This window comes from [Flexibacter] sp. ATCC 35103, from assembly GCF_001975985.1.
Classification (GTDB): Bacteria; Bacteroidota; Bacteroidia; order Flavobacteriales; family Flavobacteriaceae; genus Flavobacterium.
Map to the genome: position 1 here is coordinate 14,942 of NZ_MTQF01000008.1, position 14,049 is coordinate 28,990.

The 14,049-nt window shown below is 34.1% G+C and carries 14 protein-coding genes; 12 read left to right on the top strand and 2 right to left on the bottom strand.

What is annotated here, in order from left to right:
- Positions 1–294: 294 nt before the first annotated feature.
- Positions 295–1,056, top strand: a complete 762-nt coding sequence (locus BXU01_RS17400) for a phosphatase PAP2 family protein (protein ID WP_083694358.1) — start codon at positions 295–297, stop codon at positions 1,054–1,056.
- Positions 1,057–1,234: 178 nt separating this feature from the next.
- Here BXU01_RS17400 and BXU01_RS17405 read toward each other — a convergent pair whose 3' ends face one another.
- Entirely contained in the window at positions 1,235–2,008 is a 774-nt protein-coding gene (locus tag BXU01_RS17405) for a LexA family transcriptional regulator (protein WP_083694359.1), read from the bottom strand.
- A 98-nt stretch (positions 2,009–2,106) separates the two neighbouring features.
- Between BXU01_RS17405 and BXU01_RS17410 the strand changes: the two genes are divergently transcribed.
- The 6 genes from BXU01_RS17410 to BXU01_RS17435 all read left to right on the top strand — a co-directional run bounded on the left by BXU01_RS17410 (position 2,107) and on the right by BXU01_RS17435 (position 7,452).
- Positions 2,107–2,556 (top strand): LexA family transcriptional regulator, encoded by a 450-nt coding sequence (locus BXU01_RS17410; protein ID WP_083694360.1) that lies wholly within the window; start codon positions 2,107–2,109, stop codon positions 2,554–2,556.
- Between the two features lie 73 nt (positions 2,557–2,629).
- Positions 2,630–3,889, top strand: coding sequence for a Y-family DNA polymerase (locus BXU01_RS17415; protein ID WP_083694361.1), 1,260 nt, complete (start codon positions 2,630–2,632; stop codon positions 3,887–3,889).
- Between the two features lie 84 nt (positions 3,890–3,973).
- Entirely contained in the window at positions 3,974–5,353 is a 1,380-nt protein-coding gene (locus BXU01_RS17420; RefSeq protein WP_083694362.1) for an exonuclease domain-containing protein, read from the top strand.
- Positions 5,354–5,400: 47 nt separating this feature from the next.
- A complete protein-coding gene (gene xth / locus BXU01_RS17425; protein ID WP_255373794.1) occupies positions 5,401–6,201 on the top strand; it encodes an exodeoxyribonuclease III in 801 nt (266 codons plus the stop codon).
- A 7-nt stretch (positions 6,202–6,208) separates the two neighbouring features.
- On the top strand, positions 6,209–6,835 hold the full coding sequence (locus BXU01_RS17430; protein ID WP_083694364.1) for an alpha-ketoglutarate-dependent dioxygenase AlkB: 627 nt from the start codon (positions 6,209–6,211) through the stop codon (positions 6,833–6,835).
- Between the two features lie 155 nt (positions 6,836–6,990).
- Positions 6,991–7,452 carry a DUF1810 domain-containing protein gene (locus BXU01_RS17435; RefSeq protein ID WP_083694365.1) on the top strand — a complete coding sequence of 154 codons (462 nt, stop codon included), beginning with the start codon at positions 6,991–6,993 and terminating at the stop codon, positions 7,450–7,452.
- A 302-nt stretch (positions 7,453–7,754) separates the two neighbouring features.
- Here the strand turns inward: BXU01_RS17435 and BXU01_RS17440 are convergent, their stop codons facing one another.
- On the bottom strand, positions 7,755–9,167 hold the full coding sequence (locus BXU01_RS17440) for an APC family permease (protein ID WP_083694366.1): 1,413 nt from the start codon (positions 9,165–9,167) through the stop codon (positions 7,755–7,757).
- 295 nt (positions 9,168–9,462) lie between these two features.
- On the opposite strand from BXU01_RS17440, the gene BXU01_RS17445 reads away from it, so the two are divergent.
- The 5 genes from BXU01_RS17445 to BXU01_RS17465 are packed head-to-tail and all read left to right on the top strand — an operon-like array spanning position 9,463 to position 13,924.
- Positions 9,463–9,915, top strand: a complete 453-nt coding sequence (locus tag BXU01_RS17445) for a hypothetical protein (protein ID WP_083694367.1) — start codon at positions 9,463–9,465, stop codon at positions 9,913–9,915.
- 21 nt (positions 9,916–9,936) lie between these two features.
- Positions 9,937–11,637 (top strand): hypothetical protein, encoded by a 1,701-nt coding sequence (locus tag BXU01_RS17450; protein WP_123774093.1) that lies wholly within the window; start codon positions 9,937–9,939, stop codon positions 11,635–11,637.
- A 10-nt stretch (positions 11,638–11,647) separates the two neighbouring features.
- Complete coding sequence (locus BXU01_RS17455; protein WP_083694369.1) at positions 11,648–11,836, top strand: hypothetical protein; 189 nt, start codon at positions 11,648–11,650, stop codon at positions 11,834–11,836.
- Positions 11,836–12,369, top strand: a complete 534-nt coding sequence (locus BXU01_RS17460; protein WP_083694370.1) for a hypothetical protein — start codon at positions 11,836–11,838, stop codon at positions 12,367–12,369. The genes BXU01_RS17455 and BXU01_RS17460 overlap by 1 nt, the downstream gene beginning before the upstream one ends.
- A 1-nt stretch (position 12,370) precedes the next feature.
- Positions 12,371–13,924, top strand: coding sequence for an ATP-binding protein (locus BXU01_RS17465; RefSeq protein ID WP_083694371.1), 1,554 nt, complete (start codon positions 12,371–12,373; stop codon positions 13,922–13,924).
- The last annotated feature ends 125 nt before the right edge of the window (positions 13,925–14,049 follow it).

Consider the following 14,049-nt stretch of genomic DNA (forward strand, 5'->3'; position numbering starts at 1 on the left):
GTAGAAATTTTATACATTAACAATATTTTTGTCCCGTAGGGACTACACCTATTATCTATTTAAAAATTGCGATTTTCATTTCTATTGTTCGTCTGAGCGAAGTCGAAGACCTTTAATGATATAAGTCCCTTCGACTTCGCTCAGGGTGACATTTAAACGATATAATATTTAGCCAATCTTAATACAACTATCCTATTTAAAACCAACAGATTAATATTGACTTAAGGTTCAATTAAGCCAAAAATACTTGAATCGAACATTCGTTATTATTGCAACTTATAACAATAAAGAAAGATGTTTTACAAAGCGGTTTCTCTGGTATTTTTATTCGGTTTTTTGAGTGCAAATGCACAACAAAATGACTCCATAACAAAAATTGACACTACATCAAATCACTTAAAATTCAATTACAAGCAATTAATCATTCCGGGAGTATTGATCGGTTATGGTGTTATTGGTCTTGAAAGTGATCAATTATTAACTTTTAATCATCAAATTAAAGCTGAAGTTACAGAAGATATTGATAATAAAATCACTATTGATGATTTCTCGCAATATGCGCCTGCAGCTTCTGTTTATGCTTTGAATGCTTTTGGCGTAAAAGGGAAGAACAATATGCGGGATCGGTCAGTAATATTTGTGACTTCGTATGCGATTATGGCGACAACGGTATTGGGTTTAAAATCACTTGTTCATGAAGAACGTCCGGACGGAAGTTCGAATAATTCTTTCCCTTCCGGACATACGGCAACCGCTTTTGCCGGAGCGGAGTTTTTATGGCAGGAATACAAAGACAAATCGATTTGGTATGGAATTGCCGGTTATGCCGTAGCAACCGGAACCGGATTATTTAGAATTTACAACAATCGTCATTGGTTAACCGATGTTGCTGCCGGAGCCGGAATTGGGATTTTGAGTACCAAATTGGCATATTGGATGAATCCGTACATTACCAGAAAACTTTTTAAATCATCTTCTGAAAGTAAATCAACTTCTATGATAATGCCTTTTTATAACGGGCAACAATATGGATTGGGTTTCGTGAAGGTTTTTTAGATTTTTTTTCCGCGACTAAGACGATAAGGCTCAAAGTTTTTTTAAGCTGCTTTTGTCTGGATTTTCCGCCACGACCCGAGCGATAGCGAATAGGCGAAGCAATTCACGAATTATTTTAAACCAAAATTCGTGAATTCGTGGCGGAAAAAAAATATTTAATTTGTGGTAAAAAACTTTTTTATGTATTCGCGGTATTATTTTTAATCTCCATAACTTCTCGTTTTACTTCTAAAAGCAAATCCTTCATACTTTGAGATTCTGTCACTTCATGTCGTTTATCACTTCGGCCAATGCTGCATTCGTATTCCCAGATTTCAAGAATATCAGAAGCTTTCACTTCATAATTTGGATAAAAACGATTGTCTGATTCCAGAACCAAAGCATTCTTTTTATTCTTGTTCAATCGTTTGTAGACCATTCCTTCATTTTTGGTAATCAGGATATACGTTCTACCATCCATCACCTCTCCCAGTCTTTCTACATAACGTCCAATAATAATCGAACCGTCTTCATGCGGCGGCATCGAATCACCTTCTACAGGAAATCCGCGGTGTTTTCCCGGTCCTAAAAACGGAAGCGAAACCTGTTGCAGACTTTCAATATATTCCGGATCGGCATAACCATTTAAATAACCTGCTTTTGCTTTTTGAGATACAATTTCGATATAATTCTCTCCAAAACTATCTACCTGAATGGGCAAAATAAGTCGGTTACCTTCTAATTTTATCAGGTTTTCAATGTGTATCTTTCGTATATCGACAGACAAAAGTAAATCGATACTCATATGAAAATATAAAGCAATCTGCTTCAAAATATCATATGGTGCCTCGGAGGTTCCATCTTCGTACTTAACGTATCTTCCTCGGGTAATTCTAAGGTTTTCAGCTAATTTCTCCTGAGATATTTTATGCTTAACCCTCAATGCTCTGATGTTATCTGAAAATAAGGACATAATTAATTTGTTATAATTTGGAACAACAAATATACAAAAAAATGTTATCATCTGTACTAATTTTGTAATGTCCAAAAAAACAAATTTTTAAAGTGGTTATGAAATTGAGAACTATAAATACCGAAAAATCAATAGAATTGTATATTCCGGATGTAAGTTCAGAAGTAAAATTACCTTTTTTTGACGTTGGAATCAGTGCAGGTTTTCCTTCACCTGCTGATGATTTTATCGAATTATCGATTGATCTCAATAAAGAATTCATCAAACATAAGTACACAACTTATTTTGCCCGGGTAAAAGGACATTCTATGAAAAATGTTGGTATTAATGACGGTGATTTATTAATTATTGATAAAAGCCTGGAACCGCAAAACAATAAAATTGCTGTTTGCCAAATTGATGGTGAATTTACTGTAAAGCGTATCAGGATAGAAAAAGACATCATTTGGCTCATTGCCGAAAATGAAGATTATCGGCCTATAAAAGTAACTCCGGAAAATAATTTTGTGATTTGGGGAATTGTGATTCATAGTATTAAATCTTTTTGAGATTCTTCTCCCGAAGCTTTGGGATCACTCAGGGTGACAAAACAGAAATAGAAATAAAAAAACACGTTTAGAAATGTTTGCTTTAGTCGATTGTAACAATTTTTATGCTTCTTGCCAAAGAGTATTTGAGCCGCGTTTAAGAGGAAAACCCATCGTTATTCTCTCTAACAATGATGGCTGTGTTATTTCGCGCTCTGATGAAGCTCGAGCTCTTGGCGTACCAATGGCTATTCCGGCTTTTAAGTATGAATCTATTTTTAAAGAAAAAAACATTTTTGTTTATTCTTCCAATTATCCGCTATACGGCGATATGAGCAATCGGGTGATGAACCTGCTTCAAACTTATACACCAGAAATCGAGATTTATAGTATTGATGAAGCTTTCCTGAAATTTTCAGGTTATAATTTATTTGATCTGAATACACTAGGCTTAAAAATGCGGAAAGAAGTAACACAAGGAACCGGAATTCCTGTTAGTATAGGTTTCGCTCCTACAAAAGCTTTGTCTAAAATGGCGAATAAAATTGCCCGAAAATTTGCAGATCGCACACAGGGTGTTTATTGTATTGACTCTGAAGAAAAAAGGATTAAAGCATTAAAGTGGACAAAAATTGAAGATGTCTGGGGAATTGGAAGAAAACATGCCAAACGACTTAAATCAAATAAAATAAACACAGCGTATGAATTTACCCAGCTTCCGGATGCGTGGGTAAGAAAAGAAATGTCTGTGGTGGGGCTTCGGTTAAAACACGAATTAGAAGGAAAACCAACTTTGGAACTAGAAGATGCTGTCGACCGGAAAATGATTGCCACAACGAGATCTTTTGAAAAAAAATATACCACTTATGAAGAAATCTCAGAACGAATCAGCACATTTACAGCTTCCTGTGCTGAGAAATTAAGGCGTCAGGATTGTCATTGTAATATGGTAACTGTTTTTATTCAGACTAGCTTTTTAAAGAATGAGCAATCGCACTATTCACGAAGTATTACTATCACTACTAATTTTCCGACCAACTCGACAATAGAGCTTAATAAGGCCGCACAAAAAGGATTTAAAGCTATTTTTAAAAAAGGTTATCGGTATAAAAAAGCGGGTGTAATTGTAATGGGATTAACGCCCAATAGTGAAACACAGCTTAATTTATTCGAAACTTCAAATCCTAAACATCAGTCTTTAATGAGCGCGATTGATAAAATGAACCAAAGTTATGGTAATAATAAAATTAAATTTGGTGTGCAGTCTTTAGGACGGCAATGGAAAATGAAGCAGAACAGATTGTCTCCCAAATTTTCTACTTTACTAAAAGATGTTATTACGATTAAAGTTTAAATGTTCTTAGATAAAAATAAAATAACTATAGATTTAAATTTTAATAAAACAACATAAAAACAATCGATTTTACGTTACATACAGATGAAAAAGCAAGAATATGCCATAGTAGATATCGAAACCACCGGTGGTAACGCCAGTGGCAGCCGCATTACCGAAATTGCGATCATCATTCATGACGGAGAAAACGTGATTGAACGTTATGAAACGCTTGTTAATCCGGAAAAAGAAATACCAATTTCGATTTTTGCACTGACAGGAATTAATAATGAAATGGTTGCCAATGCGCCAATCTTTGATGATATTTCAGAGAAAGTTCTGGAAATGCTTACTGATCGTGTTTTCGTGGCACATAATGTTAACTTCGATTATTCATTTGTTCGTCATCAACTCGAACAAGCAGGTTTTAAATGGACAGCAAGAAAATTATGTACGGTTCGCGCAGCAAGAAAAATCAGACCCGGATTGGGATCGTATAGTTTAGGAAATCTTTGCAATTCACTGGATATTTCTTTAGAAAACAGGCATCGTGCTGGTGGTGATGCAGATGCTACGGCCATATTATTTTCGAGATTACTCGAATGGGATGATGAAGGTCATATCGAAAAAATGATCAAAAATACGTCCCAAGATCAGCGTTTACCTCCTAACCTTCCGCCAGAAGATTTTAATAACTTACCGGAAAAACCGGGCGTATATTATTTTTATAATGAGGTAAAAAAAGTAATCTATGTGGGAAAAGCAATCAACTTAAAAAAACGTGTGGCTTCTCATTTTAGCGGTCATAAGATTAATCCGCAAAGACAACATTTTTTACGGGATATATATTCAATTTCATTTGAAGTATGTGGTAATGAGTTAATGGCTCTTTTACTGGAATGTACAGAAATTAAACACCTTTGGCCAACCTACAATAGAGCATTAAAGCGTTTTGAACCTAAATTTGGATTGTATCAATATGAAGCCCGAAACGGATATAAATATCTGGCGATCGGGAAACTCAATAAATTTCAGTCGTGTATTGAGCATTTCAGCAGCATACACGAAGGGACAAATATATTACGGAGTCTGGCAGAACAATTTGAAATTGATTATAGATTTTGCAAATATTTAAAACCTGAAGACGGAGAAATATTTAAAAATAATGATATAACAGATTTGCCAGATGTTGCACTCCATAATGAACAAGTCGACAATGCTATTGATTTTTTATTAAGCAACAGACCCACTTTTGCCATTATAGAGAAAGGAAGAACATCGCAAGAGCGAAGTTGTATCTGGATAGAAAATGGTCATTTTTATGGTATGGGATATATTCCTTTAGATGTTGCGATTACTGACCCTTTAGAAGTAAAAAATTATACTACGCCTTATAAAAGCAATCAATATATTGTACAATTGATTTTTGCTTATGCAGAAAAAAATCCGCGTAAAGTATTCTTTAACAAACAGTTTCTGAAATAAGAATATTAATTTATGTAAATATAAAGGCGCAAAAAGCTGTAAATTTAATGATACAACTAATTAAATCTACTATGAAAATAGCTACTTATAATGTAAACGGAGTCAACGGACGCTTAAATGTTTTATTGAAATGGCTTGAAGAAGCTGCCCCTGATATTGTTTGTCTGCAAGAATTAAAAGCACCACAGGATAATTTTCCGCTTAAGGCTATTAATGATGCCGGATATAATGCTATTTGGCACGGACAAAAGCAATGGAATGGCGTTGCAATACTGGCACGTAATATGGAAATAGAGGAAGTAACACATATTCTTCCGGGAGATGATGAAGATATTCAAAGTCGTTATATCGAAGCTGTGATTAATGGTATTGTTATCGCATGTCTTTATTTACCAAACGGAAATCCTGCGCCTGGACCAAAATTAGAATATAAACTAAAATGGTTTGAACGTTTAGCCGATCGTGCAGAAACATTATTGAGTTTAAAAGTTCCGGTAATATTGGTTGGCGATTATAATGTGATGCCAACAGAGCTGGATGTTTATAAACCTGAAAAATGGGTAAATGACGCCCTTTTTTTACCCGAAGTCCGGAAAGCTTTTGCAGCTATTGTCTCGCAGGGATGGACAGATGCTATTCGTACTTTATATCCTGATGAAAAAATTTACACCTTTTGGGATTATTTTAGAAAGGCTTACGAGCGGGATGCAGGCTTAAGAATTGACCATTTTTTACTAAGCCCGCAAATAGCAGAAAAATTGCTTTCCGGAGGAGTTGACCGCTATGTGCGGGGATGGGAAAAAACAAGCGACCATGCTCCGGTATGGATTGAAATTGACACAAAATAATCGAACAATGACACTATTTAGCGATACTGAATTATTTGCCACAGGTTTAGCAGGAAAGAAAGTATTCGACCTGCCTGATGCAGAACTTATTTTGATCGATAATTTCTTTACCAAAGAAGAATCTGATCGCTTTTACGAAAGAATACTCCACAAGACCAAATGGAGAGAATATGAAATGGAAATTTATGATAAAATCTATACTGTTCCCCGAATGATTTGCTGGTATGAGGACAAGGATAATCCCGGAGCAGATCAAAACGGACCTGACTGGACTTATGAATTATTGACTATCAGAGGCAGGGTCGAAAAAGAAACTCAGCTTGATTTTAATAGTCTTCTATTAAATTTATACCGGGACGGAAATGATGGCGTTGGCTGGCACAGCGACAAAGAACACAATACGGGACCGAATCCGATTATTGCTTCGGTGACTTTTGGCGAAACCAGGATGTTCAAACTCCGCCATAAATTTCGAAAAGAAATTCCGCAAGTAGAGATTCCTTTACATCACGGATCTTTTTTATTAATGGCAGGAACAACCAATAGTTTTTGGCAACATCAGGTTCCTAAAACAGCCAAAAATGTATTACCCAGAATTAATTTAACCTTTAGAAGAACTAAACGAAGTGAATGATTATAAAGCACTCAAAATGAGTTTTTTTTGATTACGAAACCACGAGGAAAATTCCTCCTCTAAAAGTTAAAATACTCAGTACATGAACCTTTTATTAGGCAGACCTCATCTTTTTTACTACTTTTGCAACCTTTTTTTATATATAAATTACCACAATGGCTTACTCCAACAATGATTTATTGCGTTTTTTAGATGCGCAAAACAAACTTTATCTTACTGCTTTTTCTGAAATCAAAAAAGGAAAAAAAGAGACACACTGGATGTGGTTCATTTTTCCTCAGATTAAAGGATTAGGTCAGAGTGATACTGCAAATTATTATGCCATTAACGATCTAAAAGAAGCAACTGAATTCCTTGAACATCCTATTTTAGGAAAACATCTTATCGAAATTTCAGAGTTGTTTTTAACCTTTAAAAGAAAATCAGCAGATGGAATTTTAGGAGATTTAGATGCACGTAAATTACGTTCTTCTATGACGTTGTTTTCTTTAGTAGAAAATACAAATCCAATATTTCAGGAAGTATTAGAAACTTTTTTCTCCGGAGAATCTGATCCATTAACTTTGTCTATTATTAATTCATCTATAAAATCTTCTCTTGAGACTGAAATGGTATAATTACCATTAAAAATTCATTAGATTATTACTTTTAAAGACACTACATTTTTTGCTTTTGCAAATTGTAGTGTTTTTTTTATGCCCACAGGTTTTACTGATGAAACGGATTTGCACGGATCATTTATTACTCAAAATAAACCATAAAAAAATGCCTTGCTAAAACAAGGCATTTATATTTTGAAGTAAAATTAAAGTAAAAAAAAGAAAACCTGTGTTAATCCGCTTAATCCGTACAACCCGCGGGCTAACTTTTATCACATTTAAACTTAGAAACTTAGTATCTCAGCACCTTACACCTCTTTTTAAACTTCTTTCGGTTTTGTTAAGTAATATACCGGAATTCCTGTTAGCATAATTAATACTCCCCAACCACAAGTCGAAAATTTTGTAATTAGTAGCGAAATACAAACTGCTGTTGCAATAACGATATATAACATTGGTAAAAAAGGATATCCAAATGCTTTATATGGTCTTTCTGCATCTGGCATTTTTTTACGTAAGATAAAAATTCCGTAGATCGTTAAAATATAGAAAATCAAAACAATGATAATTACAAAGTCCAGCAAATCACCATATTTACCTGTCAGACATAAAGCCGAAGCCCAAATACATTGCGCCCAAAGTGCCCAGGCCGGAACACTTGATTTATTTAAAATAGCTGCTTTTTTAAAGAAAAGTCCATCGTTTGCCATAGTATAATAAACTCTTGCACCAGCCATGATTAGTCCGTTGTTGCAGGCAAAAGTCGAAATCATAATCATAATTGCAATAATCAAAGTTCCAATATCGCCAAAAATATATTGTGAGGCTACCACCGCTACTCTATCAGATTTTGCAGTTGCAATTTCGTCTAACGGAACAACCGCCAAATACATTAAATTAGTCAGAACATAAATAATAGTCACAATAAAAGTTCCTAAGAACAAACTGAAACCAACATTTCGTTTTGGGTTTTTAATTTCTCCTGCAATAAAAGTAACGCCATTCCATGCATCGCTGGAAAATAACGATCCAACCATTGCGGCCGAAATTCCCGTAATCAAAGCTGTTCCGCTAATAGGCAACCATGATCCTGTATCTTTATTAAACGAACGTGTTGTCCAGGCATCTGTCCAGTTAGCATCCCAAACCGAAGCTTTGGCTGCCAGCGTTAATCCAAAGACAATTAATCCCAACAATGACAGAATTTTGATGATAGTTAGAACAGTTTGCAGAATTTTTCCGTTTTTAACTCCACGGCTATTGATAAAAGTTAGTAAAACAATCGTTAATATCGAAACAATCTGTGCCGCATTGAGTTTAAAAGATCCTAACTCGTACAATATATTTTCATCACTCAATGGTTCATAAAGATAAGCTGCAAACTTCGAGAAAGCAACACCAACAGCGGCGATCGTTCCAGTCTGAATTACAGCAAAAAAACTCCAACCGTATAAAAAAGCAATTAACTTGTTATAAGCTTCTTTCAGATAAACATATTGTCCTCCAGCTTTTGGAAACATAGCACTGAGCTCGCCATAACTTACGGCGGCAATAATGGTAATTAATCCAGAGATCAGCCAAATTAAAGTTAGCCATCCGGCAGAACCTACTTGTCTGGCGATATCAGCACTCACGATAAATATCCCTGATCCGATCATAGAACCAACCACTAGCATGGTTCCGTCTAATAATCCGAGTTCTCTTTTAAAATTTTCCTGGTCTTTTTCTTGCATGGTTTGTTTTTTTTGGTTGGCTAAAGATATACTTTTTTCTGAAATTTTAGATTTTAGATTGTTGATTTTAGATTCTTATTAAAAGCCTCATTGTTCTGTTTCTCTTCACAAAAGAATACCAACTTAATCAAAATTCACTGAATTCTGATAAAAATAAAATATAGTAAAGTAATCTCCCTGAAAATCTTTTCATCATTAGAAATTTGAGCTTTAAAATCTAGTTTACGGATTTCCATAAAATTATACTTTTTCATCGGTTTACATTTGATAATCAGAAATTAAAATAATAAATAGTATGACGAGAATCATTTTACAAAACAACGATATAAATATTAATACAGAGAAAAAACAGCATTTAACAACTGGCTTTATAAGTGACAGAGATGTTCTAAAGAAACGCTCAAAAAAATACCTCGATCTCATTGCCGGACTTGATTCCAAATCATTATCAGATACTAAAGGAATGAATGAACTCATTGAAGCTATTCAGGAAGAGTTTGGAACAGCAGAACTCCCAAGTTTACCAATAGGAATCGTTTCTAAATGTTTTCTTGGTCATCCTTATGAAGTACACACACTTGATTTAAGTGGCAGCCAAATTATTAAGCATTATAAAACATCAGAAACAATGGAAGCCGACTTCGAAAAAGCCAGAACAGTTGCTCAACATAATGCTTATGCAATGGTTGAAGTATATAAAGACAAAATCATTTTAATTCGCGAAGACGGAACTGCAACAAAATTATAAAACCAATTAACTAAAATAACTATGTCTCAACAAGTAATCTCATATGCAGACCTCTCTATTATAAATAGTGCATTAAGGTCAATTAGATCAGATATGTCCGGAGTACATTCTGAATTAGGAACATTAAATTTCAAACAAGACCAATTAGAAAGTGAACTGGTAAAACTAGCTGATTCGTTTACAGATTTTGTAGCAGCTGATTTAAAACACAAAGCTTTACAATTAGCCGAAACCAGACAAGGAAATCTAAAGCAAGATTTGCAAATTAAGTTTGGATATTATGCTGAAGTACGAAGAATGGCGACAGGAATTCTTCAGGGAGTAGATACAGGAATAATAAGTGATGATACTCTAAAATTTACCACAGAAGAGGTAATGATAAAGGCACCGGGATATTGGTTAGCTCCAGCATTAGTGTCTTTAGCTGCCTGGGTTAGAAATGATAAAAATACAACTGAGAAAGCTTTAAATGAAGCCCTAAAAAGAGATGATTACAAAACCACTCTTTTCTTTATGATGGTGATGCGAAGATTAGCGCGAAATGAATCCAGCTTAAAATGGCTGGAACGTTATTTTATGCATCAAAACCCTCATAATCTTGACAGAGAATTTATAATTATCCTGGAAGCCGTTACAACCGGTGTTTTCCCTCCTGCTGCAAGACAATTAATGATGATCAATGTTAAAAATTGGTTAGATCAACTTACCCAAGGCGATACATTTATAAATGAACAAAAATTGCAGTGGGTCAAATTCTTTGAAGCCTTGGGTCCGCTATCAGAAGGCAAATATCCTTTACTTGAAAAATTTGCATCTAATTGGAATCATTTAGAAAATTCTTTAAAAGAAGCAAAGACACACAATATCTTAGAGAAACATTTCAAAAGTATAATTTCATCATCTGCAGACTATTCAAAGGGTGTTAAAGTTCAGCTAGATGAAATTCTGTCCTTATTAGTTACAAACTTTGACGATGAAGAACTGCCACTGCAAGAACAAGTAAGATTTAATCAATTAATTATTCAAATGGATGGTGACAAAACAGCTGCACAAGCTGTAATGGATGCAGAAAAGCACATTTTTGATGAACAAGTCGATTTTTTACAATTATTGACTAATGCATCATTTAATCCTGAATTATCCGGTGCAACTAAAGTAACTCAAGCACTGGCAGTTTCAATAAGTCAGCCTTGGATAGTTGAAGCTCACAATACTTTTACTGCACAAAGTAGAAACAGAATTCCACAATATGTTGATTTTTCAATAGATGATTTTAAAACTTCAACAAAAGATGGAAGTGACGAAATTGAGCTTCTAAAAAAACAAGATGAATTTTACCAAAATATTTTAGAAGTTCAGCTAGCAGCGCTTTCATTTCCATATGCTGGTGTTATCATAGGAATATTAATATGTCTGCTTGGATTTTGGGCATTTACTTTTCATACTATTGTAGCTATTTTAGGAATAGGCATTGGAGGTGTTATAGTTTGGAATTCTGTAAATAATCATAAGAAAGCAAAAAACAATATTATCGAAAATATAGAAGAGCGAAAAGCAAAAGCAAAAGAAGTTTTAAGAGGTTGTATCGCTGAAACTGTAGATTACAGAAACGAACACGAAAATGAAGATAATAATGCCGAAGTAGTAAGACAGCTTTTATCTTCGATTACTCCTGAAGATTTTTCAAGTGTGTCAAAAGAAACAGTAAGAAACATTATTTAAATTAAAAAAAATGACAAAAATAATTTTAGGGAATCATTCAGAAGAATCTGAAAATACCATTCAGGAAATAAAAAAAGAAAACACTGTAAAACCAAATTTATTTCAGGGCAGAACAGAATCTGAATCAGGGAATGCAAAATTTCCGGATTGGGATATCGTCCCTCCAAACCAATTTATAAATCCACGAATAAAACCATAATGAAAACCGGACCAACAACTTATTCTGCATGGACAAAATTACTTGATCAATTTGGTGATGGCGATGATTCTGTTTTAACAGAATTGAATGAAGGCAGTTTTATAATTGATGCAGGAACAGCAACTCGCTTTTATATTAAGGTTGAAGAAATATATAAGAAGCGGAAACAGAATTGGCTGGATAAATTTCAACGCTCTTTTCAATTACAAAACTTTAAAACAGAAGATGATTTTGAAATAGCATTAAGAAACGGAAAGCAAAATCTTACTACAATTAGTAAATTTATAGCTATAGAAGGTTTACCGAATGATTTAAAAAAAGCATTGAAAAAGGATCTCGAGGAATTTGTAAATGAAATTAAAACTTCATTAAAAAATAACATCTCAGGAATTTCAAAAGGAAGAGAAAAAATATTAATCTTATTGAATTCTTTTGACCTGAATAGCACTTATAAAGAAATTACGGATATAAAAAATAAAGAACAAAGCACAAATGAAATAATTGCTTCAACGGGCAGAAAAATAATATTTTAAAATGGCAAATAAAGCAGAATTTAAGACTTCGCTTTTGCGAATGTTTAGAGCCAGAATACCCTTCATATCTATACGAAGTATCGAAAGAACAAGAGTTCTTGAAGTAATTCATCAATTAGCAGAAGAAATAAACATTCCTATTTACTTTCATAGTTTATCTCATGGAACTATTGATATTAAATCAAAAAAAAGTGTAAATGATGATCGATCAGTCGCAGGAGCTTTAGATTTTGCAGTGCAAAATATTTCTCAAAGACAAAACTTAACTTTTGTTTTTACAGAAGTCAGTGACATTGAAGATGACAATTTGGTTTCAAGACATCTTTATGATTGTGTAATTCAAGCCATAGAAAGAGGCGGAAGTATTTGTTTAATTACAACCAAAACAATTTGGCCTCAATTACAACGACTAGGAATGACTATTACACTTGATGCTCCAAATGAAGAAGAAATGCTCGAAGTTGTTAAGGAATGTGTAACGCCTTATAAAGGTTCGATTCCTCTTGAATGGGACGAAACAGATTATAAAATGGCGGCGACTATCTTGGCCAATATGACTAAAATAGAGGCCGAAAATGTTTTAGCAACTCAAATGGCAAAGGGTTCTTTAACAAAGGATGACATTAAAGAGTTGAGTAATGCAAAAGATAAATTATTTAGCGACATATCCGGATTAGAAAAAGTAAAACTAGATCCTTCTACACTTTCTGTTGCCGGATTAAGTGGTTTACAACATTGGCTAGATAATCAAAAACAACTTTTAACGGCTGACTTAAAAGCAAGAAAAATGAGACCTCCAAGAGGGGTTTTATTAGTTGGAGTTCCAGGTTGTGGTAAATCTTTATCGGCTAAATTTATCGCAGCAAATTGGAATTTACCATTATACAGACTAGATCTTGCAGCTATTCAGGGGCAATATCTTGGTCAATCTGAAAATAGACTAAAAGAGGCATTGGCATCTGCAGATAATGCAGCGCCTTGTATATTGTGGATTGATGAAATTGAAAAAGGTCTATCTGGTGCATCAGGTTCTAATGATGGTGGCACATCTACCAGAATGGTTGGACAATTTTTGTTTTGGCTTCAAGAAAGTATGGCAAAAGTTTTTGTTGTTTCTACAGCGAACGATGTAAGTAAACTTCCTCCTGAGCTTTTACGCAGAGGTCGTTTTGATGAACTCTTTTTTGTTGACTTACCAGGAGAACTGGAGAGAAAAGACATAATTAATTTATATATAAAACGCAATTTATTACTACAGCCATCTGCTAATACCTTAAATCAACTCGTTGAAATTTCTGAAGGTTTTGCAGGTTCTGATCTTGAAGGTGCAGTTAGAGATGTTGCTATTCAGGCAGTAATTCACGGTGATGATATTGTAGATGATCATTTATTTGAAAAATGCTTTAAAAATATTGTTCCTTTGAGTAAAACTGCTCCTGAAAAAATTGAGGCTATCAGAACATGGGGTCGTGAGAGAGCTGTACCCGCTTCCGGGGTCTCCTGGGAAGTCACATCAAATGATAAATTAACAGGCAAACGGTCTATTATTATTTAATTAGTTTGCAAACCCTTTAAAAGCTACAACTCTTAATTGATGTTGTAGCTTTTTTATCATATAACCTTTTGCTATATACATTAAACAAAAATATTTATTCTTTGTTTAACCAACTTTTATAGTTT